At 39.1% G+C, this 26,695-nt stretch carries 23 protein-coding genes and 1 tRNA gene; 17 read left to right on the forward strand and 7 right to left on the reverse strand.

Annotation, left to right across the window (positions count from 1 at the left end; all coding sequences use genetic code 11):
* Window positions 1-875: M17 family peptidase N-terminal domain-containing protein (locus tag ABJE44_RS05365; RefSeq protein WP_348120679.1), on the reverse strand; the 875-nt coding region annotated here is incomplete at its 3' end.
* Between the two features lie 263 nt (window positions 876-1,138).
* Here ABJE44_RS05365 and lptF point away from each other — a divergent pair.
* A complete protein-coding gene (gene lptF / locus ABJE44_RS05370) occupies window positions 1,139-2,248 on the forward strand; it encodes an LPS export ABC transporter permease LptF (protein ID WP_348113307.1) in 1,110 nt (369 codons plus the stop codon).
* On the forward strand, window positions 2,241-3,305 hold the full coding sequence (gene lptG, locus ABJE44_RS05375) for an LPS export ABC transporter permease LptG (RefSeq protein WP_348113306.1): 1,065 nt from the start codon (window positions 2,241-2,243) through the stop codon (window positions 3,303-3,305). Before lptF ends, lptG begins: the two co-directional genes overlap by 8 nt.
* A 55-nt stretch (window positions 3,306-3,360) precedes the next feature.
* Here the strand turns inward: lptG and ABJE44_RS05380 are convergent, their stop codons facing one another.
* A complete protein-coding gene (locus tag ABJE44_RS05380) occupies window positions 3,361-3,876 on the reverse strand; it encodes an RDD family protein (protein ID WP_348113305.1) in 516 nt (171 codons plus the stop codon).
* Window positions 3,877-4,256: 380 nt separating this feature from the next.
* On the opposite strand from ABJE44_RS05380, the gene ABJE44_RS05385 reads away from it, so the two are divergent.
* Entirely contained in the window at window positions 4,257-5,003 is a 747-nt protein-coding gene (locus tag ABJE44_RS05385; RefSeq protein WP_348113304.1) for an SDR family oxidoreductase, read from the forward strand.
* 184 nt (window positions 5,004-5,187) lie between these two features.
* Here ABJE44_RS05385 and ABJE44_RS05390 read toward each other — a convergent pair whose 3' ends face one another.
* Entirely contained in the window at window positions 5,188-5,919 is a 732-nt protein-coding gene (locus ABJE44_RS05390; RefSeq protein WP_348113303.1) for a FadR/GntR family transcriptional regulator, read from the reverse strand.
* A gap of 278 nt (window positions 5,920-6,197) precedes the next feature.
* Between ABJE44_RS05390 and ABJE44_RS05395 the strand changes: the two genes are divergently transcribed.
* The 6 genes from ABJE44_RS05395 to gnd all read left to right on the forward strand — a co-directional run bounded on the left by ABJE44_RS05395 (window position 6,198) and on the right by gnd (window position 16,627).
* Window positions 6,198-9,272 (forward strand): TonB-dependent receptor, encoded by a 3,075-nt coding sequence (locus ABJE44_RS05395; protein ID WP_348113302.1) that lies wholly within the window; start codon window positions 6,198-6,200, stop codon window positions 9,270-9,272.
* A 139-nt stretch (window positions 9,273-9,411) separates the two neighbouring features.
* Complete coding sequence (locus tag ABJE44_RS05400; protein ID WP_348113301.1) at window positions 9,412-11,664, forward strand: chondroitinase-B domain-containing protein; 2,253 nt, start codon at window positions 9,412-9,414, stop codon at window positions 11,662-11,664.
* Between the two features lie 262 nt (window positions 11,665-11,926).
* Window positions 11,927-13,228, forward strand: a complete 1,302-nt coding sequence (locus tag ABJE44_RS05405; protein ID WP_348113300.1) for an MFS transporter — start codon at window positions 11,927-11,929, stop codon at window positions 13,226-13,228.
* A gap of 102 nt (window positions 13,229-13,330) precedes the next feature.
* The gene (locus ABJE44_RS05410; RefSeq protein ID WP_348113299.1) at window positions 13,331-14,269 is read left to right on the forward strand and encodes a sugar kinase; all 939 of its coding nucleotides are present in this window, start codon (window positions 13,331-13,333) and stop codon (window positions 14,267-14,269) included.
* Between the two features lie 122 nt (window positions 14,270-14,391).
* Window positions 14,392-14,476: transfer RNA gene (locus ABJE44_RS05415), tRNA-Leu, on the forward strand.
* A 696-nt stretch (window positions 14,477-15,172) separates the two neighbouring features.
* Window positions 15,173-16,627: a decarboxylating NADP(+)-dependent phosphogluconate dehydrogenase gene (gnd, locus tag ABJE44_RS05420; protein WP_348113298.1), complete on the forward strand. Its 1,455-nt coding sequence runs from the start codon at window positions 15,173-15,175 to the stop codon at window positions 16,625-16,627.
* A gap of 175 nt (window positions 16,628-16,802) precedes the next feature.
* Here the strand turns inward: gnd and ABJE44_RS05425 are convergent, their stop codons facing one another.
* The 3 genes from ABJE44_RS05425 to ABJE44_RS05435 all read right to left on the reverse strand — a co-directional run bounded on the left by ABJE44_RS05425 (window position 16,803) and on the right by ABJE44_RS05435 (window position 18,911).
* Window positions 16,803-17,459, reverse strand: a complete 657-nt coding sequence (locus ABJE44_RS05425; RefSeq protein ID WP_348113297.1) for an OmpW family outer membrane protein — start codon at window positions 17,457-17,459, stop codon at window positions 16,803-16,805.
* Between the two features lie 532 nt (window positions 17,460-17,991).
* Window positions 17,992-18,345 carry a YacL family protein gene (locus ABJE44_RS05430; protein WP_348113296.1) on the reverse strand — a complete coding sequence of 118 codons (354 nt, stop codon included), beginning with the start codon at window positions 18,343-18,345 and terminating at the stop codon, window positions 17,992-17,994.
* 50 nt (window positions 18,346-18,395) lie between these two features.
* Window positions 18,396-18,911 (reverse strand): M48 family metallopeptidase, encoded by a 516-nt coding sequence (locus ABJE44_RS05435; RefSeq protein ID WP_348113295.1) that lies wholly within the window; start codon window positions 18,909-18,911, stop codon window positions 18,396-18,398.
* A gap of 330 nt (window positions 18,912-19,241) precedes the next feature.
* Between ABJE44_RS05435 and ABJE44_RS05440 the strand changes: the two genes are divergently transcribed.
* Window positions 19,242-19,499 (forward strand): hypothetical protein, encoded by a 258-nt coding sequence (locus ABJE44_RS05440; protein WP_348113294.1) that lies wholly within the window; start codon window positions 19,242-19,244, stop codon window positions 19,497-19,499.
* Window positions 19,500-19,540: 41 nt separating this feature from the next.
* Here ABJE44_RS05440 and ABJE44_RS05445 read toward each other — a convergent pair whose 3' ends face one another.
* Window positions 19,541-20,719: an MFS transporter gene (locus ABJE44_RS05445; protein WP_348113293.1), complete on the reverse strand. Its 1,179-nt coding sequence runs from the start codon at window positions 20,717-20,719 to the stop codon at window positions 19,541-19,543.
* Between the two features lie 153 nt (window positions 20,720-20,872).
* On the opposite strand from ABJE44_RS05445, the gene ABJE44_RS05450 reads away from it, so the two are divergent.
* The 7 genes from ABJE44_RS05450 to ABJE44_RS05480 all read left to right on the forward strand — a co-directional run bounded on the left by ABJE44_RS05450 (window position 20,873) and on the right by ABJE44_RS05480 (window position 26,658).
* Entirely contained in the window at window positions 20,873-21,757 is an 885-nt protein-coding gene (locus ABJE44_RS05450) for a LysR family transcriptional regulator (RefSeq protein ID WP_348113292.1), read from the forward strand.
* 368 nt (window positions 21,758-22,125) lie between these two features.
* On the forward strand, window positions 22,126-23,019 hold the full coding sequence (locus tag ABJE44_RS05455; protein ID WP_348113291.1) for a hypothetical protein: 894 nt from the start codon (window positions 22,126-22,128) through the stop codon (window positions 23,017-23,019).
* 411 nt (window positions 23,020-23,430) lie between these two features.
* Window positions 23,431-23,766 carry a metalloregulator ArsR/SmtB family transcription factor gene (locus ABJE44_RS05460; protein WP_348113290.1) on the forward strand — a complete coding sequence of 112 codons (336 nt, stop codon included), beginning with the start codon at window positions 23,431-23,433 and terminating at the stop codon, window positions 23,764-23,766.
* Window positions 23,767-23,785: 19 nt separating this feature from the next.
* On the forward strand, window positions 23,786-24,256 hold the full coding sequence (locus ABJE44_RS05465; RefSeq protein ID WP_348113289.1) for an arsenate reductase ArsC: 471 nt from the start codon (window positions 23,786-23,788) through the stop codon (window positions 24,254-24,256).
* Complete coding sequence (gene arsH, locus ABJE44_RS05470; protein ID WP_348113288.1) at window positions 24,256-24,975, forward strand: arsenical resistance protein ArsH; 720 nt, start codon at window positions 24,256-24,258, stop codon at window positions 24,973-24,975. Before ABJE44_RS05465 ends, arsH begins: the two co-directional genes overlap by 1 nt.
* Window positions 24,976-24,984: 9 nt before the next feature.
* Window positions 24,985-26,019: an ACR3 family arsenite efflux transporter gene (arsB, locus tag ABJE44_RS05475; RefSeq protein ID WP_348113287.1), complete on the forward strand. Its 1,035-nt coding sequence runs from the start codon at window positions 24,985-24,987 to the stop codon at window positions 26,017-26,019.
* 45 nt (window positions 26,020-26,064) lie between these two features.
* Window positions 26,065-26,658: a hypothetical protein gene (locus tag ABJE44_RS05480; protein ID WP_348113286.1), complete on the forward strand. Its 594-nt coding sequence runs from the start codon at window positions 26,065-26,067 to the stop codon at window positions 26,656-26,658.
* Window positions 26,659-26,695: the final 37 nt, after the last annotated feature.

Below are 26,695 nucleotides of genomic sequence, written 5' to 3' on the forward strand. Positions count from 1 at the left end.
ATATCGTATTTCATCTCATCCATGGCTTCCCCTGGCTTGATGGAAATTCCACCAGAGTCAAAGGTTAACCCTTTACCAACAAGCACCACAGGAGCTTGATCTGCTGGGCCGCCATTATGTTCCATAATTGTCATGATGGACTCATTGACCGACCCTCGGCCTACTGCCAAATAGGTATGCATACCTAAGTCATCCATTTGTTTTTCATTAACTGAGCTGACAGTTAGGTTTGGATAAACTTCGGCAAATTGTTCGGCTTGAGTCAGCAAATATGCAGGGTTACAAATATTAGGCGGCATGTTGGCCACATCTTTAGCTGTTTTAGACCCGGCTGCTACGGCCAAGCCATGTGCCAAGGCTCGTTCGCCAATAGAAAGTTCTCTACGTGTTGGAACGTTAAAAACTATTTTACGAAGAGGGCGGCGTAATTCACCTTTTTTGGTCTTGAGCTGCAAAAATGTATATAAAGAATCTTGCGTAGCTTCTACTGCTTGGCGTACTTTCCAGTAGGTGTCTCTGCCTTTTACATGTAGTTCGGTTAAAAAACTAACGGCTTCCATTGAGCCTGTCTCATTCAGTTTTTTTACTGTCTTAGAGATAATTTGTTTATATTGGCGTTCGTCTAGTTCGCGCTCTTTGCCACAGCCAACTAGTAAGACTCTTTCACTTAGAATATTAGGAACATGGTGCAGCAATAACATTTGGCCTGCTTGACCTTCTAAATCACCACGCCTTAAAAGGTTACTTATATACCCTTCACTGATATTATCTAATTGTTCTGCTACCGACGTTAATCGCCTTGGCTCAAACACTCCAACCACAATACAAGCACTACGTTGCTTTTCTGGACTGCCACTTTTAACACTAAATTCCACTGTCATTCCTTATTGTATAAATTGATTGAGCCACACCACCTTTACCTGTTGTGTTTTCCTAAACTTATAATAAAAATAAGCGAGGTTTGGGTAATGTAGTGATATTATTGTAAAATTAATGTCAGCCATACATAATCTGTAAAGGTTACATTGGCTTAGGGCCTTAAAAATAGGCTCTTCATAAATTAAACTTGTGAAAACGTTAAGTTTACTTAAAATTTCGTATAGTGCCACTAAAAATACTACTTTTCTATGGATGTATTGTGCTGATTTTCCGTTATTTAGTTAAAGAAACCCTAAAGTCTCAAGCGGCTATTTTTTTGCTGCTTATGGCAATTTTTGTGACTCAAAAATTCGTTAGAGTATTAGCCGATGCTTCAGATGGCGATATTCCTGCAGGTCTAGTTTTGGGGTTTCTCGCCCTTAGTACACCTGTGTTAGCGTCGCTAATTTTACCCTTGAGCCTATTTTTAGGGATCATGTTAGCCCATGGTAGGTTATATGTTGACAGTGAAATGAGCGTAATGCGCGCTTGCGGAATTAGTGAATGGTACATCACTCGAGTGATGTTAGTGCTGGCTATTCTGATGTCTTTGATTACCGCGTTCTTTACCTTGTGGTTAACTCCCTACTCAGTGGAAAGCCAATATCAACTTGAAGAAGAAATTGGTGCGAAAAGTGGGTTGACGAGTCTTATTTCTGGAAGGTTCCAGCAAACAGCAAACCAACAAGCCGTTGTTTTTGTACATGATATTGATGGCAGCGAGGAGCCTTTAAAAAGAATTTTTTTAGCTCAAAGAGACACTGAGTCAGAACTAGAGAACGTGCGAATTGTGTATGCAAAAACAGGTGGTGTTAAAGAGGAACTTGATGGTTCTGAAAAGTTAATATTGAATCAAGGTAAGCAATACGAAGGTAAAATTGGTCAGCAGGATTACCGTGTTGTTGAGTTTGATGAATATCAAATTCAAATTGCTGAACAACAGGCTGAAAAGAAACGGCGAAAGTTAAGTGCCTATAAAACCATTGATTTATTTGAAGATCCTTCGTTAGATGCTATTTCAGAGCTTCACTGGCGTATCGCCATTCCTTTATCTTTGCCATTTTTAGTACTAATTGCTGTACCTTTAAGTGCTGCTAACCCAAGGCAAGGTCGTTTTGGAAAGATGTTCCCTGCGTTGATGTTATATCTAGGGTATTTTTTAATGTTAATGGCTGGTCGTAAAGCCTTAGAAGATGGGACCATACCCCAGCAGTTAGGTCTGTGGTGGGTCCATGGCATTCTATTTTTTATAGGCTGGGTATTACTTGTTAAAGGACGACCATTAGGGATCAAGTTAAGAGCAGGATTGAAGGGTAATGCCAATGTTTAAAATTTTAGACTTTTACATTGCAAGGACATTGTTAACCACTACAGCAATGAGCTTAAGTGTTTTGGTTGGTTTGAGTGCTTTAATTAAGTTTATAGAACAAATGCGCCAAGTGGGTAAAGGCAGTTACGACATGACTGTAGCGGGTATCTACGTATTATTAAGTTTACCTCGAGAAATTGAACAATTCTTTCCCATGGCGACTTTAATAGGCGGATTGATTGGGTTAGGCGTCTTAGCCAGCAATAGTGAATTAGTGGTGATGCAATCTGCTGGGCAAAGTCGTTGGAATATTGTCAACTCTGCAATGAAATCTGCGCTTTTAATGGTGCTATTTGTTATGTCTATTGGAGAATGGGTAGCGCCCATAACAGAAACAAAAGCCAAAGAAATTCGTACTCAAGCTATATCTGGCGGGAGTTTGTTTGCTTCAGATCGGACCATATGGGCAAAAGATGGCGAAAATTTTGTCAGCATAGATCAGGTGTTGAATAGAGATACTTTAATTGATGTCAAAATTTATGAATTCGATGATGACTTGGTACTGAGACAAATTACCAGTGCCAAGCAAGCCATTTACAAAGAGCAACAATGGAACCTAGAAGACGTGCAGTATACCTATTTGGAGCAGCAAAAGGTTACTTATACTGAAGTAGAAAAAGGTGTGTGGGAGTCCACTCTTACGCCTGATAAATTGAGTGTTGTTACTGTTAAACCAGAGGCTCTGTCAATTCAAGGTTTGTTTGAGTACGTCAATTACCTAGAAAATAGTAGCCAAGATCCTAGCCGGTATCAGTTAGCTTTGTGGCGTAAAATACTGCAACCTGTTTCGGTAGGAGTTATGTTGCTTATGGCATTATCTTTCATATTCGGTCCCCTTAGAAGTGTGACTATGGGAGCAAGGGTTATTCTGGGGGTATTAACTGGATTTGGCTTTTTTGTGAGTAATGAAGTGTTTGGCACCCTTAGCGGTGTTTACCAATTTCCCCCCTTTATAGGCGCGGCTCTGCCAAGCTTCCTATTTGCTATGTATTCTATCTATTTATTGCGAAGGACGTAAACACTGTATCACATTGCTTACGTGACCCTAAGAAAGTGCTGCGCTATGTAGTTTGCTATTCTTGAATATTTTTCCATGAGGCATGATGATTAGCTTCTTTACTTAAAATGAGTATCTCGGTATTCGTTAACCTGTCTTGTAACGATAATTTAGATTTCACATCAAATAATACTAATAAAGTACCTAGTCCACCTAAAGAGCATATTAATCGTAATAACGCCCTACCATAACCAAAAGGTTTGTCATTGGTACTAAACAATCTGAGTCGCCACGCTCTCATACCAATAGTTTGGCCACCATTTCGCCAAAACCACAGAAAAAATATTACGACCCAAAAAGCCACCCAAGCTTGTAATATCATTGGGTAAACTACAGAGGCTTGCATGAGATCCATAAAGTGTTCATGACCACCTTTGTTAATTATGTTTGATTCAAATAATACTAAAAAGCAAATTAGCATAATTAGGCCTGCACACATCCCTATTGCCACTGCCACTAACAGGTCATAAATCATGGCTGCTAAGCGGCGGAAAAACCCCGCCCGTAAAGTTTGTTTGGTATCGTTTATCACAAGTAGTAAATATTTTTCTGAAACTTATTGTTAGTTTATCAGTAAAAAATTTTAAATATACGTTTAAAGGAATATTTGGTTATTACCAATATTGGTAACATTCAATTAATTAACATCTGTACTCCATAAGCCAAAAAGTTTTGTTATGCTATAGACTACATTACTGTTTTTTATAACAAACTTATAACAAGTAGTGAGTGCGAAAATATTATTGGTATGACCAATGGTAATAATTGGTTGACATTATTAGTGGTATTGGTTACGTTTATGACTGGAACCTAACTGGTCTTTTTTCTTCATGGGGCTGCATAACATGTCTAATGGCTTCCAGTTATGGTTTAATAAAAATTTTATCTAGTGAAGATTCAGTGGAGAACATTATGACAATGAAAGGCAAAGTAGCAATTGTTGCTGGCGGTGGTAGAGATATCGGTCGTGCCTGTGCAATCGAATTAGCACAACGTGGTGCAAACGTGGTAATTACTTACCATTCAAGTAAAACTACAGCAGAAAGTGCTGTTGCAGAAATTGAAGCACTTGGCTGTAAAGCTCTAGCTCTTCAAGCTGACCTAACAAATCAAGAAAGTGTTGATGCTACCGTTCAAGCAACTTTAGATACTTTTGGTAAAATTGATTGTCTTGTTCACGTATCTGGCGGTTTATTAGCGCGTATCAAAATTGCAGATATGAGCATTGAGCACTGGAACAACGTAATGGACTTAAACATGACGTCATTGTTCATGATGGCTAAAGCTTGTATCCCTCATTTAGCAGCGGGTAGCTCTATTGTTACACTTGCTTCTCAAGCTGGTCGTGACGGCGGCGGCGGCGGCGCTGTTGCTTACGCTAGTTCTAAAGGGTCTGTTATGACTTTCACTCGTGGTCTTGCTAAAGAATTAGGTCCTGATGTTCGTGTGAATGGTGTATGTCCTGGTATGATAAGCACTGGTTTCCACGATACGTTTACCCCTGATAACGTACGTACAATGGTTGCAGGTAATACCTGTGCTAAGAGAGAAGGTACATCTGAAGAAGTAGCTAAATTAGTTGGCTTCTTGGCTTCTGACGAGTCATCTTATATGACTGGTAACAATATCGACATTAATGGCGGTATGCTTTTCTCTTAGAGAAAAAATTAATAATAAAAGTAGAATATCAAGCTACTGTACCCTGCAAGGCCATATTATATATGGCCTTTTTTAATTCTAAAACTAAAGGGGATAGTTGTTTGCTTAGTTTTTATTGCTGGAATTAAAACGCTGCTGATAGCCCCGGTAGGTGATGTTAATAACTACCGAGTTTGGGGGTATCTTAGGATACTAGATGATTCAACGAATATAAATCACGGGTTTCACTAGTTTGCTTTCTTACTTCTTCTAAGGCCTTTGCTTCACTTGCTTCAAATAAAGCGTTTATGAGCCGGTTGAAGTGCAAATGCATTGCTGCTCTAGCTGCCTGTGCATCACGGTTCTCTAGTGCCGTGTATATGGCTCTATGTTCTTCTAATCTTTTACTGTCACTTTGGCTGCACACGCCTTTATAAGCTAGCTTTACAGAGGGGCTGCTTTCACGCATATTCCAGAGATTGTTAACTGCAAGCAAGATCGCCTTATTTCGAGTGGCTGTAGATATAATAATATGAAATTCTTTATCTGCTGCTTCAGGGTCTACGCCTTGCTCCATTTCTATCAAAGTTCGGTTTAAATTAACTAACTCTTCTTCCGAAATAGTGGTTGCAGCCAACGCCGCTGCTTCACCTTCAACTAAGGCTCTAGCTTGTGTTAATTCGAATGCGCTGACATTATGCTGCACTGCTTGTTTGGTTGTATTTTCAAGAACATAAACCCCCGAGCCAGTTTTTACTTCGACTCGTTCTAGTACTTCAAGGGCTATGATAGCTTCCCTAATAGTAGGTCTGCTAACCTCAAAGTTTTCGGCTAGTTCTCGCTCTGGGGGCAGCCTGCTGCCGGCTGGATATTGCCCTGAATTGATTAACAATTCTATCTTATCGACAATATTCCAAAATAACCGCCGGTTCTTCATTCTCCGTTCCTCATGCTACGAAAGGTACTATTAATAACTTACGCGTAGTTTATCGTTAATTGTTACGGTCGTACACAGATATACACTATCACTTTATAACACGATGTTAAGATAAAACCAAATTGGTAACATTTTGTTAACTGGCATTGGTATTACCAATGAAATCAATATTGGTAATAATTAAAATGTAAAATTGGTTAATATTTGTTTGACATTGTATTTAACAATTAGTTACATTGCCATGGTCTGTACACCAAACGCAAAATGAGATCTCACAAATGATAAAACTAAATAAGATTAGTAGCGCATTTCTAGCAACAAATAGAAATAGCGTTCTTGCCAAAAGTCTTTGTGCAACTGCACTAATGTGCATGGTTACCTTTCCAGCCACTTCTCAAGAAACAACAGAAGCCCCGGAAGAAGACCTAGAAGTTATTCAAGTTAAAGGCATCCGCGGCACGATTCAAAGCTCAAATAATATCAAAAAATTGTCAACCAGTATTGTTGATGGTTTATCCTCAGAGGACATAGGTGACTTACCTGCCTTATCTATTGGTGAAGCCTTAGAGACTTTGACAGGTGCTGCTTCTCATACAGAGCAAGGTGGTGCTACAGAAATTTCAATTCGAGGTTTAGGTCCATTTTTAGGTAGTACTGTTTTTAACGGCCGTGAAGCGGCTAACGGTAGTGGTGACCGCTCAGTAAACTTTTCACAGTTCCCTTCAGAACTATTTAATAAAATAGCAATTTACAAGACTCAAGAAGCCAGTCTTATTGAAGGTGGAGTAGCTGGTCAAATTTCATTAGAAACTGTAAAACCCTTAGATTATGGTAAGCGCCGTTTTCAGGCTCAAGTAAAAGGTAACTGGAATCCAGACGAAGCTGATATTAACGACAGTGCTCGAGATTTTGGTACTCGCCTTACTGCCAGTTTTGTTGACCAATACGAAACAGATAAGTTGGGTGAAATCGGATTTTCAATTGGTGTACAGAAAGATGTAAAAAGTAATCCAGAGCAAGAAGCCCGCTCAACCAGTGGTTTTGCTGATTGTCGACTTGATCCAAACACTCCAGTAGGTATATACAGTAGTAATGGTGATGATTGTGATGATGATGACAGCAATTGGGATAACGATGACAGTACTGATGGAGGTGTTAATTATAATATCGATCCTGATACTGGTCTGCCAATCGATGATGGCGTGCCTTATGTCTTCGCACCAAGCTCATACTCATATCGTCAAAATATTACAGATGATGATAGAGAGTCTTACTTTGCCGCTGTGCAATGGAGACCAACTGAAAAATTTGAAATGAATGTGGATGTCGAAGTATCAGAGCGTTTATTTAAAGAAACCAGAAACGACTTAGTATTTGCAAATAGTAAAAGGCTTGATGACCCAACGGTTGTTCGTGATGGTCAATTTGACACAGACTTAGTGATATCTGATTCTGGGGCGTTAATCTCTGGGACTAATTATCAACGAATTGAAACGCTTAGTACCTATTTAGAGCGTTTAGAAGAATATAAAGGCGGTGGTGTGTCATTTATTTATGATGTCAGTGATGTGTTGACTATTTCAGCTGATCTTTCTGTATCAGAAACGGAACGTCGTGAAAGTCTCTATCATACACGTCTGCAATCAGCAGGTACTGATGCTCTAGATAATGAAGTTGAAGGAGCCGAGAATGGTTATATCAATACCGCCATCGAAATTGGCCAAGACGGCTCTCTGATTCCGATTATGCAAGTTAGAAATTTTGATGTAACTAACCCTAATAATTTTTCTAATGCTGCCCGTACTCGCGTAGATTTAAACCAGTTCAGAAACAATACAGTAAGTGCATTTAGAACTGATTTTCAATATTTAGCAGACAGTGATGTGATTAGCCAAATTAAAGGTGGTCTTCGTTTCTCAAAATTAGAGTTTGATAGTAACCCTAGGTCTCGTGATGAATTTACAAATGAAGATAAAGATGTTGTAAATGCTGCTGTTGCAGAATGTCAAAACTCAAAATTTCCAGAAAGCGGATTCTTATCATCAGTAACTGGCGGTCAAAATTTAATCACTAACGTTGACAATAGTGGTGCAGTTATCTCACAGGGAACAGGTAATACATTTGCTACCTTTGACCCTCTATGTTTAGCGACAGCTGTGATTGGTTCGGCCCCAGTTATTCCTGAGCCAAGAGATACAGTGGCGAATGTGGACGTAGATGAAGAAACACTCGCAGTTTACTTACAAGCTGATTACGACACGTTAATTGGTGATTACACGGTACGTGGTAACTTTGGTGTACGTTACGTTAATACAGATGTTACCTCTATTGGCCTAAGAGGACCATTGGTCTCTAGTCCTAACTCTGATGGTAGTATCACGGTTACTGAAGTTTCCGGTGAATTAGTTGAAGTTACAGGTGGAGGTAGCTATTCAGAAATACTACCAAGTTTAAATGTTGTCATGGATTTAAGCGATGATGTAATGCTTCGTGGTGCTGTATATCGTGCACTATCAAGGCCATCACCTTCTGATTTAGGTTTTGGACGTGCATTTACTGGTTTAACTGAAGACGGTGAAGAAGCTACCGATATCAGCGCAGCTATCGGTACCGCTACTGCAAATGGTAATCCTGACTTAAAACCTTTCACATCATGGAATGCTGACTTAGCAGTCGAATGGTACCCTAATGAAGATACTGTTTTAGCATTAGGCGGTTACTATAAAAGCTTTGAAGGTGGGTTCGAAAATACGTCTGTTACTGAAATATTTAACGTTGACGGTGAAGACCTAGAAACAGTAGTAACGACGCAACAAACCACTGAAGACACTAGTACCATTTACGGTTTTGAAATGACGGCTACCCATGCATTTACATATTTGCCGAGTGTTCTAAGTAATATGGGGGTGAAGGTAAGTTATAACTGGGCTGATTCTGACTTCGAGGTAGAAGACGCAAACTTTGGTGCATCTAATGTAATTAATGCTGATGGGTCTATCACTGAGAGAGTGGGTATTGTTCCGGCTGCTGAAATTTTCGGGTTCTCAGAGAATGTAGCGTCTGCTCAAATGTATTATCAAGACGGTGGTTTTAATGCTCAGTTGATATACAAATACAGAAGCGAATATTTCCAACAATATGTATCTACTCCCGGTAACTTAAGATATGTAGGTGATAAAGGTCAGTATGAAGCTCGTGTTAGTTACAAGCTAAATAATAACCTTAAATTTTCTGTTGAAGCGATTAACTTGTTTAATGAGACTAAGAGACAGTTTAATCCGACACCTGATAACTTCTCTGAAGTTAACGTGTATGGACCGCGTATCTATGCTGGTGTGACATACAAACATTAATATGAGTCGTGGCTGAACTTGAATTTTGTTCAGCCTTACATATTGAAATACATATTGAGCTCTCTGTAATGTTTAGTATAGAGAGCTTTTTTTTTAAATTTTATAACAAGCTAAATAGTAGAGATAAGAGCACTCCTTTATGACACGTTGTTTTTCCTTAATTGTTTTAACCTGTATGGCTGTGGTTTTATTTAGCCAAGATACATTTGCTAAAGAATATTTAGTAAAAACTCCGACTGAATATCAACAGGCCTCTGAAAAATTGCAGCCCGGTGATGAAGTTATTTTAGCGAACGGCACCTGGTCAGACTTTGAAATTTTATTTAAAGCCAAAGGCACAGAGCAAGCGCCCATAAGACTAAAAGCTGAAACCCCTGGGAAAGTATTTTTGTCTGGCCTATCAAACTTAAGGTTGGCTGGTGAATATTTAGTTGTGTCAGGGCTAGTATTCAAAAATGGTTATACGCCCACAGGCGAAGTAATTTCTTTTAGGCAAAATAAAGATAACTTGGCATATCATAGTAGAGTGACTCAAGTGGTTGTGGATAATTTCAGTAACCCTGAAAAGTTTGAGCAAGACAAGTGGGTTGTAATGTATGGCAAGTATAACCGTTTTGACCATAGCAACTTGGTAGGTAAAAAGAATGCCGGTGTCACTATGGCTGTGCGCTTAAATACCGAAGAAAGCCAAGAAAATTATCATCGCATCGACAACAACTATTTTGGCCCTCGCCCTGTTTTAGGCTCAAATGGCGGTGAAACTTTACGGATAGGTACTAGCCACTATTCGCTTACTAATTCATTTACCACGATAGAGAACAACTATTTCGACCGTTGTAATGGTGAAGTAGAAATTATTTCTAATAAATCTGGCAAAAATAAAATTTTAAATAACCTATTTTTTGAATCAAAGGGAACCCTAACATTACGTCATGGTAATGGTAACTTGGTTCAAGGTAATGTTTTCTTGGGTAATGGTGTCGATCATACAGGTGGTATTCGTGTTATCAATCGAGATCAAATTATTCGCAATAACTATATGGAAGGCTTAACGGGTTACCGCTTTGGTAGTGGCTTTACGATTATGAACGGAGTGCCAAACTCAAAAATTAATCGCTATCATCAGGTCGACAATGCGCTAATTGAAAATAATACCTTAGTTGACGTTGAGCATATTCATTTAGCCGCAGGCAGTGATGCAGAGCGAAGTGCAGCTCCAATTAATAGTAAGTTTCAAAATAACCTTGTGGTGAATAAAGATAATCTTGATGGTATTTCAATTTTTGATGATATAAGCGGAATTCACTTTGAGAACAATATAGTCACTAAAGATACTACTCCGACTATCATCAAAGGGTTTGTGCCAACTTCTATTGAAATGGAAAGAGCTGAAAATGGACTGCTATATCCTGTAAGTGAGCAACTTAAAAATGTTGGCGCTTCTAAAGATTTAGTTTTAGTTCAAAAAGATACAGTTGGGGCTAGTTATTATCCAAAAGCCGAGCCTGAAGTCGCTTTTGATTCTGGACGATTACTAAGAGTTAAACCTGCTGAAAACGCCCTATTTAATGCAATAAATAACGCCTCTTCTGGTGATGTTTTAATGTTAGAAGATGGTGATTACAACATTGCTAAGGTTATCAAACTAACAAAGACAATCACTATCAAGGCTGCAAATAAAGGCCAAGTCTATTTATACCCTGGGCGCTCTACCTTTGTAGATATTAATGATTATGGCAGTTTGAAGTTAGTTGATCTTATTATTGATGGTAAACAAGCGCCAGACTCTGCTGGAAATACATTGATTCGTACTTCAAGGACACCCATGCAGCGTAATTACCGTCTTGAAATTCATGACTCTAGTATTAAAAATTTAGATGTTAATCACTCATTTCATGTGTTTGATGCAGGTAATAGAAGTTTTGCTGATGAAATCAAGTTCACAAATAGTACCTTTAAAAATATCACTGGCGATATTTTACGATTAAATAAAGAAACTGATGATTTAGGAATTTACAACGCCGAATATATCTATTTCAATAACAATACCGTTGAAAATGTAGAAGGTGCTATTGCCAAGGTTTACCGAGGTGGCACTGATGAAAGTACATTTGGTCCTCACTTTTTGATGGAAGGTAACGTTATAGAAAACGTAGGTAAAGGGAGTCGTAACAAGTCACTTGCTTCTGTAGTCCTGCACGGTTCACAGGTGACGCATATTGCAAATAATAAGCTCATGAACTCTGCTTCTGTCAATATTGAGCATACGGTTGGAGAACCAGTTACTGAAATTTCTGATAATAGTTTTATTAAGACATTATCACCAAAGGTTATGGAGCTCAGAAGTAACGGGCCACACACAGCAATATTGAAAAATAATGAAGTAAAATAAAAATATCGCTCCACTATTGCTTTCATAATTGAATATGGAAACTATTTTTAGCTTTTTTTATATTCCAGAAACCAATAGTGGGTCTCGCTTGTAAGACGTAATCACTATTTCTTATGGCCGCAAATAAGTTACATAAAGTATGGGTTTTGCGATAATCTAGAACCCTTATTAAAAATATTCGTACCGCTTTAAGAAAATTAGAATAGAGTCTGTTAAAAAAACTTTAGTTAGTCATTTAGAGCCCAAAAAAGAGTATAAAAATATGAAAATGAAAAATTTACGTTGGTGGGTTATTGCTTTAATCGCACTAGCAACAGTTATCAATTATATCGATCGCCAAGCACTAAGCGTTTTATGGCCTTATATGGGTAGTGATATTTATCCAGAAAAGAGTGCTGATGAGCTCAAACAAGTTTTAGGTACGGTAAGTGTGGTATTTTTATTCTCTTATGCAATCGGTCAGGCTGCTTTCGGCAAAATATTTGACTGGATTGGTACCCGATTAGGTTTTGTTTTATCCATAGGTGTATGGTCTTTGGCAACTGCATTACATGCATTTGCTCAAGGCGTCTTAACCTTTAGTCTTTTTCGAGCGCTTCTAGGTATATCAGAAGCTGGTAATTGGCCGGGAGCTGCTAAGGCTAATGCCGAATGGTTTCCAAGTAAAGAGCGTGCGCTGGCGCAAGGCATCTTTAATTCTGGTGCTGCTATCGGTGGTATAATTTCAGTTCCATTAATTGCATATTTAGCAACGTTTTTAAGTTGGAAAATTATTTTTGTGTTAATTGGTTTAGTAGGGCTTTTATGGTTAGTACCATGGTTAGTATTAGTCAAAGCTCCGCCAATTAAACACCCTTGGATAACTGATGAAGAGCGCGACTACATCTTGTCTGGACAAAAAACTGTTAGTTCAGATCAAGGAGAAGTTAACCTAGATGAATATGTCCCAAGTTATGGTGAAATGTTAGGCCGTAAAGAAAGTTGGGGGGTAATTATTGCTACCGCAGCCATTGATCCAATTTGGTGGTTATTTATTGTTTGGATACCTACTTATTTAGTAGAAGTTTATAATATGGATGTGAAGGGGCTGGCAATTATTGGCTGGGTTCCTTACGTAGGTGCAATGTTAGGTGCTTGGTTCGGTGGTCTTTTATCTCAAAACCGAATTAAAGCAGGTTGGAGCGTTAACAAAACACGTAAGACTGTGATTGTACTGGGTTGTTTAATTATGCTGCCTTCATTGTTATTGCTAGCTAATCCTGGTGGTGCTAATACAGCTGTACTCATTATGGCTGCTATCTTATTTGGCTTCCAAACGTCAATTGGCAGTATTCAAACATTACCAAGTGATATGTTAGGTAAAGATAGTGTGGGCTCATTGTCTGGTTTTGCTGGTATGGCCGCTAAATTCTCAGCTGCTGGCTTAACAGCAACTGTGCCATTTTTGACTGCTGGCGCCAATTACCAAAATGTTTTCATACTGGGTGCGGTTCTGGCTTTTATTGTTATGGCAAGTATCTTGTTCCTTTGCCCTAAAATAGAGCCATTAAAGAGTAATAAATAATTAATAACTAGCTTGCCTCCAAGGTAAGCTTTAATTGAAGAAAGAAGAGTTCAAATTAAGAGCTATAATTTCTTTATAAATGGACAAAATTCAAGGTTTAACATGCAAAAAGTAGTTTTATTTGGTGAGTGTATGCTTGAGCTTAAGCAGAGTGAACCTGAAGTTATGCGCCAATCCTTTGCGGGAGATGCCTATAATACAGCTGTTTATCTTAAACGTTTGTTTAGCACTCAAGATGTTAGTTTTATGACTGCATTAGGTAAAGATCTTATTAGCCAACAAATGACAGATAAGTTCGCCGGTGAAGGATTGAATAATGATTTGGTGTTTGCAGATGAAGTAAAAACACCAGGGATTTATTTAGTTCAAACAGACGATCAAGGTGAGCGTTCATTTTTATATTGGCGAGACAGCTCTGCTGCCCGCCAAGTTATGAAGTTTGTTGACGACAAGGTGCTAAGTTCTTTAACCGAGTCGGATGTGTTTTTCTTTTCTGGAATTAGTCTTGCTGTAATCGAGCCAGCTTACCGTACAGCATTTTGGGAAATGTTAAATACGCTTAGTATCTCCGGTGTTAAGATTATTTTTGATCCTAACTATAGAGCGCGTTTATGGAGAAGTGCTGATGAGGCTAAACAGGCCTTTGAAAAAGCCTTCGCTTTAAGCGATATGTTATTGCCAGGTATTGACGATTTTGAACAGCTATACGGTCTAACCACAGTAGAGCAAGTTGTAGATTTCTGTCAGCCATATAATATTGCTGAATTAGTGATAAAAAATGGTCCTGAAAGCTTGTTTATTCAGCTCGATGGCGAATTAACTGAGCTGAAAATCAAACCTGTTGAAAATGTCGTGGATACAACGTCAGCGGGTGACTCTTTTAATGGGGGATATATCGGTGCAAGGCTAAACGGCCATTCAACAGAATATTCTGCAAAAATCGCTTCTGCCGCCGCTGCATGTGTTATTCAGCATCCTGGCGCCATTGCACCTAAAGCCGATTTTATGGAGTTTATGAGAAGTAAGTTTACTGATATTTAATAGGCGTTCAAAAAAACATCACATGACATGTAAATGACACAAAAACCTTGCATGAAAATAAGTGATAGCTATAATGCCTGCCTCTCGAAAACTAGATTGATTGGTTGTTGAGACATCGAAATGCCAGTGTGATGGAATTGGTAGACATGACGGATTCAAAATCCGTTGCAGCAATGCGTGGCGGTTCGAGTCCGCCCACTGGTACCACTTCTATTTGGTAACAATAGAAGCGAAAAAGAAGTCAACTTAGGTTGGCTTTTTTTATGTCTGGGGTTTGGTAAGTGAAGATAACTGCGATGTAGTCACATACACATCCCTGATGATCGGCACCCAATCTCAGCGTCCTTGCTGAGATGTTAAAACGAACGGAGCAGTGCTCCTAAATGCTTCGTTTTAACCCACTGGTACCACTTCTATTTGGTAACAATAGAAGCGAAAAAGAAGTCAACTTAGGTTGGCTTTAGGTGTCTGAATTTACAGGTTCTTAATTATGTTAAATACATGTTGCTAACACTCGTTAACTAATCTTCATGTCTTTTTAAGCTGTTGTGTCATAGTCAGTATTGTGGCCAAGTGCTGTGTCTTTTTCATATTCTTTCAACTGCCTTTACGGTTTAAAAATCATAGCGTTAAGTGAAGTGTTAAAACTACATTTAGACAGAATAAAAGTAATTATTAAGGTGCTACTTGGCTTCTAGAGTTTTAAGAATATGTCTTATATCAATGCATTATTTATTTATGCACAATTGAAGTGCTAAATTTGTGGTTAGTGGTTAAAATATCACAGTTATATTGTGTTGAGTTCAATTGGCCCTACACCTTTGAATTTAGCTTGTTAACTTTGTATTGTCATTGGTCAGCAAGCGCACACTTTTTTTAACTTAAAATAAAAATTGGAATTCTATGAAAACTCTGTCTGATATCGGCCTAATTGGCCTAGCTGTTATGGGGGAAAACCTCATTCTCAATATGGCCAGTAAAGGTTATACCGTTACTGCTTATAATCGTTCAACGGATAAGGTTGAGAACTTTATTAATGGTCGTGCTAAAGGCGAAACCATACGCGGAGCATTCTCGGTAGAGGAGCTTGTTCAATCCCTTGCAACTCCTCGTAAGATTATGATTATGGTGAAATCTGGTGCGCCAGTAGACGCCACTATTGAACAGCTTCTGCCTTTATTAGACAAAGGCGATATCATTATTGACGGTGGTAATACTCATTTCCCAGATACTATTCGTCGTGAGAAATACTGTGCAGAAAAAGGTATTAATTTTGTTGGTGCAGGGGTTTCTGGTGGTGAAGAAGGCGCACTTAAAGGGCCTTCAATTATGCCTGGCGGTTCTGCTGAAGCATGGCAAGCGGTTAAGCCTATCTTCCAAGATATTTCAGCCAAGGTTGAAGACGGTTCACCTTGTTGTGATTATGTAGGTGAAAATGGCGCTGGTCACTTCGTTAAGATGGTACATAACGGTATTGAATATGGCGATATGCAATTATTGTGTGAAGCTTATCAAATCATGAAAGAAGTACTCGGCATGTCTGCAGATGAGATGCATGAAGTATTCAAAGAGTGGAACACTACAGAGTTAGACAGTTATTTAGTTGAAATTACCCGTGACATCTTGGCCTATAAAGACGAAGACGGTAGCCCTCTTGTTGAGAGTATTCTTGATACAGCCGGTCAAAAAGGAACAGGTAAATGGACCGGTGTTGTGGCACTTGATTTAGGTGTGCCTCTTACGCTTATCGCTGAGTCTGTTTTCGCTCGCTGTATTTCTGCACTAAAAGAAGAGCGTGTAGAAGCATCTAAAGTTATTTCTGGTCCTGAAAAAGTATTTGAAGGCGACAAGGCAGCGTTTATCGAAGATTTACGTCAAGCTGTACTGGCCGCTAAAATTGTCTCTTATGCGCAGGGTTATACTTTAATGCGTGAAGCCGCTAAAGAGTTTAACTGGAACCTTAACTACGGTGGCATTGCACTGATGTGGCGTGGTGGTTGTATTATTCGTTCTGCATTCTTGGGTGATATCAAAAATGCTTTCGATAAAAATCCAGAACTTAACAATTTATTGCTAGATGATTACTTCAAAAATACAGTCGTTGATGCGCAACAAGGTTGGAGAAATGTTGTGATAAGTGCAGTGACAAATGGCGTACCAGCTCCTTGTTTAACTGCCGCACTTAATTACTTTGACGGTTATCGCACAGAGCGCTTACCTGCTAACTTATTACAAGCACAGCGTGACTACTTTGGTGCTCATACTTATGAGCGCACAGATAAGCCTAGAGGTGAGTTCTTCCATACTAATTGGACAGGACGAGGCGGTAATACATCTTCGTCTACTTATAACGCCTAAGGTCTATTAAGTATAAATTGAAAGCCCATGCTTTTTTAGAGCATGGGCTTTTTTTATACCCCAAGAAAGAGCATTTCAGTTAAATGCTGACTATATTTCGCTGTGATTATTGCAGGGGATCATCCCATAGTGATTTGAGACTATGGGACTTAGCATTAAAACTCTAGCCTATTGTTTAAAAGCGATAGCCAAGCATCACACTGTAAACCAATGGGTCAATTTCTACATCAACAGAGCCTGTTGCACCATTTAAGTCAAAAGTGGCCTCGGTATCAATGTCTATCCAGCGTACAGATGTATTAATAGACCATTTTTCGTCAATAACGTAATCGAATCCAATTTGTGCCGCCAACCCAACTGAGTTATCTAATTCTAAATCACTAAAGCCAGCTTCGGTATTAGCTGCGGTAAAGTCTTCATCGAAAAAAATTGTGTAGTTAAGGCCTGCTCCCACATAGGGTTGAAACTTAGCGCTTGATTCAGCAAAGTAATAATTGACACTCAGGGTAGGGGGAAGGTGTTTAGTGCTTCCTAAATCGCCTACGGTATCGAGTCCTATATCGTGACTAAAAGGGGTTGCAGCCAGTAATTCTACCGCTAACTTAGGTGTGTAAAAATACAGAATATTTAAACCTAATTGAGTATTGCTATCTACATTTACACCCACTCCCAAGTCTGATCCCGCTACAGTCACGTTACTGCTAGAGTCATTGGGTGAGACTGAAGTTGCCCCTGCTCGTATGAGCCAATCTCCTTTTTCAAATGAATATGCAGGTTGAGTTGCGCAAAAAAGGATGCCAGTAAGTGCGATTGCTATGTGTGATTTTTTCATGTGTATCTCTTTTTAAAGTTGATGGGCGTATTTTATTCGCCTCTAAAAGAGATAAATTGATCTAAAGCAAGGTTGTGCTTTTTGACCTTTTTGAAGAAAACCTATCTAAAGTTCAATAATGTTTTGTTAGAACCCTGAGTTTAGACGTAGTTAATGGAGTACGCGTTTCTACGATTTGTGGTTAACCGATATTTCTTTTCTCATAAAAAAAGACGCCTTGACATAATGTTATGTCAAGGCGCCTTTGCCTATTGAGTTTGTTTAATTTCTGCCGATTTTATTATTTATTTTTATTATTGTTTTATTTTTGGCCATTAAAGAATCTGTCTGTACACTCTTTAACTAGTTCCCTACACCTAGAAAACAAACCTACTCATACTAAAGTATATAGCATGTTTCAGGCCAACTTTTATATTCCTTTTAAAACATAGGGTTACGGTATCTTGATGGTTGCTTGTACGCCACTGTGCACAAAGTTGGCCTATTTTTAATGGTAGATATCACCAATATCGAGCAATCAAATAAATTATCATCACGTAATAAAGTCTATCCAAGCCTCTAAAATGTGTTGTAAGTCAATTAATCCACACCCCGCAGATTCTTGTTCGTGCCATTCTATGTCTAATTTTGTTGATGGCGCGAGACTGGCATTGTTTAAATGTAGTTCTACTTCACTGTCATCTAATAACAAATGATAGGTGTTACCGATATAGCGATAGTCTTGAATTTTACGGGTTTGTAATTGCTGGATGACGGCCAGCAATTGTTTTGTCTCACTACTATTGTCACCCATGTCTTGAGTGAGCCAATCCCCAAATAATTCGCAATCAAGCTCACATTTGGCCGTTGGTTTCCCTAAAAAATCATATGAAAATTGATATTCCACTTAAAAAGATTACCTAAACTTAAAATGCAAGATTAACATAAGATAAAGACTTATTTAGCAGTGAATACTTTGCCTGAGTTATCTAACTCTGTTAGGTATACCCGAACATCAAATTCAACTTGATGATACTCAGGCATCATATGTTCACACAGTTTGTAAAATGCTTTGTTATGTTGTTTTTCTTTAAGATGGGCTAACTCATGTACCACAATCATTTGCAGAAATGCATCGGGAGTATTTTTAAATAAGGTGCTGACGCGTAATTCATTTTTACTTTTGAGCTTGCCACCTTGCACTCTAGAAACGTAACTATGTAAACCAAGTGCGTGATTAACAATATGAATTTTACTGTCATAAATTACTTTGCTCAGTGGCTGGGTCTTTTTCATGTACTGATTTTTTAACGACATTGCATAGTCACGTAAGTCATTGTCGTTGGCCACCGTATGTAAGTCTGGGTAACGTGAACGTAACCAATTACCTAGCTTGTTTTTATCTAGTAATTGCTGGATCTGTTGTCGCAAGTGTTCTGGGTAGTGAGCTAGATAGGTTAATTGGTTGGACATGTATGTAGTTGAGTTAGTGTAAAAAGATTTCAGATTATACGTGAATTATAGGGATAAGAGCAGAGCTGGCATAAGCTGATTCATACTATTTGGCAGCGTATAACAGGCGATAAAAATACCTTGAAAAACTGCACGAGTAATATTCCTTGTAATGCATTGTTGAAGCTATCCTCGTCGCAACGCCGAATTATTGGCTTATGGTTACTAATGATTGTTGCATATTTAGCCTATCTTGGATTGACAGATGAGTCTCTATCAATATTGGTTCTCTCTGGAATAACAAACCTATTATTATTACCCCTCTATTGGACTAACTTTAAGTAAGAAGAGATGAATAACCGAGTAAGTAACCCGGTCGAACACTTTAGAATAGAAAATAATCTTGTGACGATTGGTGATAGCAAACTGCCCGTAGAAAAAGTAAAGCGAGTCGCTATTGATGTTCAAGACAAGGTTGCTTACTGCTCGCTCCCCTTTAATCACATAAAACCGGGGATTTTCCCTAATTTCACGTTTGCTTCTGAGCAGGCTGATGAGTTAAAGCGGCATATTGGCCTGAAATTACCTTCGGCAACGATTATTGAATAATCGGCAATAAGGATTTATTTTTCTGACCAATTACGCAAATTTTAGCGGCTCAGCTCCCGCAGTTTCCCATTATCTAAAGCACCACTAACACGAGTAAGTGCCAATGCAATTAACACTACAACAGCGCCAACCCAAGGTGTATTCATCAATCCTGACTGCTCAACAATCAGTCCTCCTCCCCAAGCTCCAAGTGCTATGCCGACATTGAAAGCGGCTATGTTCAAACCTGAAGCCACATCGACGGCGTCTGGGGTGTGCTGCTCTGCTAATTTTACAACATAGACTTGTAAGCCTGGCACGTTCCCAAAGGCAAAGGCTCCCCATATTAAAATGGTAATAATGGCTGCAATAGGATTGACAGCAGTAAAGTTAAATAAAAACAATATTGCAGCAAGACCAGTAAAAATAATGGTGAGTGCCTTAATAGGACCCATTTTATCAGCCATTTTCCCGCCCCAAATATTGCCTATAGCAACTGAAACTCCGTAAACCAACATAACTAAGCCAATAACACTAGGGTCAAGCCCAGTAATTTGGTTGAGAATAGGCGCCAAATAAGTAAACGCGACAAAAGTACCGCCATATCCGACAGCTGTTATGGCGTAAACTAATAGTAATCTTGGCTGGGTTAATACTTTAAATTGGGCTGAAATTTTCGCAGGTTTAGCTTGAGTTAAATTATTTGGGACCAGTATGGCACTGCCTAGCATCGCAATTAAACCTAGTGCTGAAACGGTTAAAAATGTTGCTTCCCAGCCAAATTGTTGTCCTATATAAGTCCCTAGTGGCACGCCAGTTACCAAAGCAACTGTCAAGCCTGTAAACATGATTGCTATAGCGCTAGCGGCTTTCTCTTTGGGTACTAAACCCGTTGCAATAGTGGAGCCGATTGAGAAAAACACACCATGTGCTAGCCCCGTTAGGATTCGGGCTATAATAAGCGCTTCAAAACTGGGTGCTTGCCACGCCACTAGGTTACCGAAAACAAATAATCCCATAACAAATAGTAGAAGGTGTTTCCTGTTCCATTTACCCGTTAATGCAGTGAGTACTGGGGCTCCAATTGCAACACCTAGTGCATACAAACTCACTAGTAAACCTGCCGAAGGAATCGATACGTTTAGGTCTTGAGCCATGATAGGGAGTAAACCTACGATAACAAATTCTGTTGTACCTATTGCAAAGGCACTGAGTGCTAATGCAAGTAATGCTAATGGCATAATAATCTCCAAGTATTTTAAAAAGTGAATGGTAGAAAGTGATAGCAATAAAACTCAGCATCACTTTGTAGGCGCCATTATTAATCGCTATACTGTTGTGATAAATGGCGTTATTAACAAATTACTTTTGCAATAAATGGTAGGTATGTTCAATTGAAAACACGTTCAGATGATTTGGAACTCTTACTTTGTGTTGTCGATTCGGGAGGGTTTTCTGCGGCAGCCGAGGTGTTAAATATTCAAGTTGCTCGGGTATCTAGAGCTGTAAGCAAAATAGAGCGGCAACTAGGCGTTAATATTTTAACCAGAACAACAAGGCGCACAGAGCTCACAGATGAAGGCAGAAAATTTGTCAACTCGGTACGAAGTGCTTTGCAGTCTATTCAGGTGGCAGAAGATGACATTATTACCCGAGGAGCATTACCTGCTGGTAGATTACGGATTAATGCTGCTAGCCCATTTATATTTCATCAGCTTATTCCTTTGATCCAACCTTTTAAATTAGCCTATCCAGACATAGAACTTGAACTTAGATCCAATGAAGGGTTTATTGATTTAATAGAAAATAGGACTGATGTTGCTATTCGCATCGGTAAGCTCGAAGATTCAACTTTGCACGCTAAAGTACTCGGTAGAAGCCCCCTCCATATTGTTGCGTCACCAGAGTATATTGCTAGACGAGGCATGGCTAGACACCCTCAAGACTTAAAACATCATGATATTATTGGATTTTCGGACATTAAATCATTAAATAAATGGCCTATTAAAGGGTCTGAGGTTGTTGTTCCTACTTTAACTGCCAGTAATGGAGAGACAATACGACAACTAGCCTTATCTGGAAATGGTATCGCCTGTCTATCAGGGTTTATGGTAGATGCAGATATTGCATCAGGTGCTTTGATAGCATTATTAAATCCATATCGCTTACTCAATATAGATAGAGAAAAAGTAAATGCGGTTTACTATAAATCCTCTCCTGCGGCTAAGCGGATATCTGCTTTTATAGACTTTATTAAACCCCAATTACAACTGGAATAGTTGAACATTGCATACCAATTTTTGTTTACGTTTCTATGCCTGTACACGCAGTCAATATGGTTTTCACAACTAATTAATTGTATGAGCACTTATCGCTCAAATACGAGGTAAACGGCTCACAGGATTTCCTTATCTCTGAGTTAATCAAATCTCGAGTATAGCCTAAGGTTTATTCAATCTTATTCAAATCCCGGTATTCCAAACTTGGTGTCGCGGTTAGGTCAAAAGCATCGGCTGCGCCGCCAGTTTCTTTGATGGCTCAGCCGATGCTTTTTCAAAGTTGATTTTCGTAATGCATTAATTTTAATTATGTTTTATGGTCTTGTTACAGTGGGTATTTCGATAAGCTTATGAAGGAACATATTGATATGGATTTAGTTAGAAAAACGATTTTGTTATATTTAATGAGTTTGTCACTTTCAACCCACGCTTCGATTGACATTATTCGTACAGGTCATCAACAATTCGCCAAAGATATTAACCAAGAATATAATTTTCGTATTTTGGAAGCGGCTCTAAAAATTACTGAGCCCGAATTCGGTGCATATAAAATCATGGTGTATGGGGATGGCAGCATTCCTAAAAAAAGAGCGCTGAATCAAATTTTAAAGAAAGACGGATTTTTTAATGTTGTATTGGTAACCACCCAACCAGAATGGGAAGAAAAAGCGATACCTATTCGAATACCCATAAGAATGGGGTTGCTTAGCTATCGCTTGCTTTTAGTGCATAAAGATAATGCAGACAAATTTAGCCAATTAAATACGATAGAGGCGCTCAAGCCTATTTCTGTTGGTTTAAGGAAAAGCTGGTCGACATGGGAAGTGATGCAGGAGCAAGGTTTCAATGTTGTGAACTCTTATACTTACAATTCGTTATTTGCCATGCTTGAAAAGAAGCGATTCGATTATATACCTCGGGGTGTTTATGAAGTATTTGAAGAAGTGGAATTTCAAAGCCAAGCTAACCCTAATATTATGATAGAGCCGCATATAGTTATGGTGTTACCTACACCTTATTACGCTTTTGTATCTCCTCATGCGCCGAGAATTGCAAAGCGCCTCAATGCTGGCTTAGAGATGATGATGGAAAAGGGCATTATAAGAGACATGCTCGAATTGCATTATGGATATGCAATTGAACAAGCCAAGGTAAATTCAAGAACTGTTATTCAGGTCGAAAATAAAACACTATCTGATGAAACACCTCTAGATAAAAAACACTATTGGCTCGATTTGTTTTCTGAGTCTAGCAATCTTTAACTTAGAATCAATATTGGTAATATTAGGGTCTGAATTGGGTTAAATATATTGCTATTTACGCTAGTCAGGTTTTCTACTGTGAGGTAAAGCAGGCAATCTTCCTCCCATTGGTGCTGTCCGTTCATTTTTAAAGTTTTCACTACCTAGAGCTACAAAATATGAAAGGGTCAGATAAAAATTAAATTGAGTAGCTCATTTGGCCCACCAATGAAGTCAAACTATCCCATTCGGTCTCGGTTGAAAAACAGGCCTTAATCCAGACGGCCAGACAATTTTTGATATGCCTGCTTTACACAGTTTCAACTTGCATTGTTCTGCCTCAGTTAGCCGCATTAAACCTTTATTTGTTTTAATCTTTGACATATGAAATTTCATATATATGATATTCCATATGTTTAGGCGGAGAATATTATGATCACCCCGGTATCCTTTTATAAATGTTTGTCAGAAGACACCAGATTAAAATGCTTGTTGTTGATCACTATGCATTCAGAGCTGTGTGTTTGTGATCTTATTAGCGCCCTTCAGTTAAGTCAGCCAAAAGTATCTAGGCATCTTGCTGAGTTGCGTAAATGTGAGCTGTTGCAGGATGAAAGGCGAGGTAAGTGGGTGTTTTATCGGCTTAACCCTTCATTGCCCAAGTGGGCTGTGGATGTTTTAAAAACGACAACTAAAAGTAATGCCGAGTATTTATCGAGTTGCCTAAACAATTTGAATATCAGTAAAAATCTCACCTCCTGCTGTTAACGTCAATTAAGGAACACAAGTGAAAATTTTATATATATGTACCCACAATCGCTGTCGCAGTATCTTATCAGAGGCGATCACCAATCATTTTGCTAACGGTAAAATAATCGCTAAAAGCGCAGGCAGTCAACCTGTTGGCGAAGTGCACCCTTTGTCTATTCAATATCTACAAGAAGCGGGTATTTCGACTGAAGGCTTAGCAAGCCAATCTTGGGATGAGTTTGAAGATTTTGATGCCGATATAGTCGTGACTGTATGTGACTCTGCGGCGGGTGAGTCTTGCCCAGTATGGTTTGGTAACAGTGTAAAAGTCCATTGGGGTTTAACAGACCCATCTAAATTAGAAGGGACTGAAGCACAACTTGCCGAAGCATTTCGAGCAACTATTGCTGAAATTAAGGGCCGCGTTGAACAGCTAGCTTCAATTGATGTGGAATTGAAAGACAAGAAAGCATTGAAGCTTGCCTTAGAAAACTTAGGAGCAAGCTAATGACAATAGAAGATATCTCTTTACCGAGTCTGGATGAAGAGCAGTTTACACAACCAAACATGGCAGAATTCTCCAGTACGCCATCTAATCATAAACCTAAAATATTGCTGTTATATGGGTCGTTACGTGAGCGTTCGTTTAGCCGTTTAGTGGTGGAAGAGTCAGCTCGTTTGTTAGAAAAAATGGGTGCAGAACCTAAAATTTTTGACCCGACAGGCTTACCTTTACCAGATGGTGATGAGCCAACTCACCCTAAAGTGGTAGAGCTGAGAGAGTTAATGATGTGGTCAGAAGGGCAGGTGTGGTGTTCACCTGAGCGTCATGGCGCTATGACGGGCATTTTAAAAAGCCAAATTGATTGGGTGCCACTGAGTGTGGGGGCGGTGCGACCTACTCAAGGTAAAACCTTAGCTGTGATGCAAGTTTGTGGTGGTTCACAATCATTTAATGCGGTGAACCAAATGCGAGTATTAGGACGTTGGATGCGTATGCTGACTATTCCCAATCAATCTTCAGTCGCTAAGGCGTTTATGGAGTTCGATGATAATGACCGTATGAAACCCTCCGCTTATTACAATCGCATTGTGGATGTATTAGAAGAATTGGTGAAGTTCACCTTACTCACGCGAGACAATTCTGATTATTTGGTGGACCGTTATTCAGAGCGAATTGAAACTGCCGCGCAACTTACCAAACGCGTTAATCAGCGCTCAATTTAGGAGTTACCAATGGGATTATTTGAGCGGTATTTATCAGTATGGGTAGCACTTAGCATTGTAGCTGGTGTGATATTAGGGAGCCATGTACCTGATGCCTTTGCAACGATAGCTTCACTAGAATATGCCCATGTGAATATTGTTGTGGCTGTGCTGATTTGGTTGATGGTGTACCCCATGATGATCCAAATCGACTTTTCATCAATTAAGGATGTAGGTAAAAAGCCCAAAGGTTTAGCGTTAACATTAGTGGTTAACTGGCTAATTAAACCTTTTACTATGGCTGCATTAGGCTGGTTATTTTTTAAAGGTTTTTTTGCAGACTGGGTTGACCCTCAATCAGCCAATGAATACATAGCGGGCATGATTTTGCTAGGCGTTGCGCCATGTACGGCGATGGTGTTTGTGTGGAGCCAGATGACCAAAGGTGACGCCAACTACACCCTAGTACAGGTATCAATAAACGACATTATTATGATATTTGCTTTTGCTCCGCTTACTGCATTATTACTGGGCGTGAGTGATATTGAGGTGCCATGGAATACCTTATTGTTATCTGTGGTTTTATACGTGTTATTGCCCTTAATTGCCGGTGTCTTAACGCGGTCTTCACTGGATAAAAGACATCAAAATTCAAGTGATACAGGTGCAAAGGCCATTGATAGCTTTGTGGCTAAGTTAAAGCCTTTGTCAATTGTAGGGCTATTAGCCACTGTGGTTTTATTGTTTGGTTTTCAAGCTGAAAATATATTGCAGCAACCGCAAACTATAGGGTTAATTGCCATTCCATTGATTATTCAAACCTACGGTATATTCGCCATAGCTTACTTTTTCGCGAAGCGCTTAAAACTGCCTCATAACGTGGCTGCCCCAGCTTGTATGATAGGCACTTCTAACTTTTTTGAATTAGCGGTAGCGGTAGCCATTTCTTTATTTGGTTTGCACTCTGGTGCAGCACTGGCCACTGTGGTTGGTGTTTTAGTTGAGGTGCCAGTGATGTTGTCATTAGTGTATTTTGCCAATAAAACTCGACACTGGTTTGATTAATTGAGGTAAGGTAAGGGCTAATATTCTCATTTATATGGAAGATCAATGAAACTGTATTTAGCCCTCACCATTTTATCTTTGTTATGTCTAAGCTGTAGTGACTCTGAAGACTTACCCAAGCAAGCTTTTGCAGATGAATATCAACTAACCGATTTTAACTTAAGTGATAGTTATATCTACTGGGAAAAGCGCCGCGGTAATCTATACGGTCAAGACGAACAGGCTGATGAAGTACTGATTCAATTTGATGCTGAGATTTATACTGATTTAAGCACGGAGCAGGTCACGCTCTTAGATACCGCAGATACCAACAATGGCTACGACGCACAATGTTTACCTGAATATTGCCCTATTTATGGAGTGGCACTACTAAATGACTCAAGTTTTGTGATTGAGTCTATGACTGACTTAGTCGATTTTTTTGGAGACATAGATACAGAAGCTGAGTTATATCATTTAGTGTCTGTCGATAGTTCAGTAGCAAAAAGCTATGAAAAGAATGAAGACGGATACAGAGTTGTTGTAGAATGGAACAATTTATGTGGCCTTAAAGGCACAAACCTTATTCAAGTTTTTACTGACGGCAGCCAAGAGTTAATAAAAGAGCTAACCACAGAAGAAACAGGGACTTGTGTCTAATCACTACAACCTAAGTTGTGGGGCTACATTTGTGTTG

The organism is Paraglaciecola sp. (assembly GCF_039942875.1).
GTDB lineage: Bacteria > Pseudomonadota > Gammaproteobacteria > Enterobacterales > Alteromonadaceae > Paraglaciecola.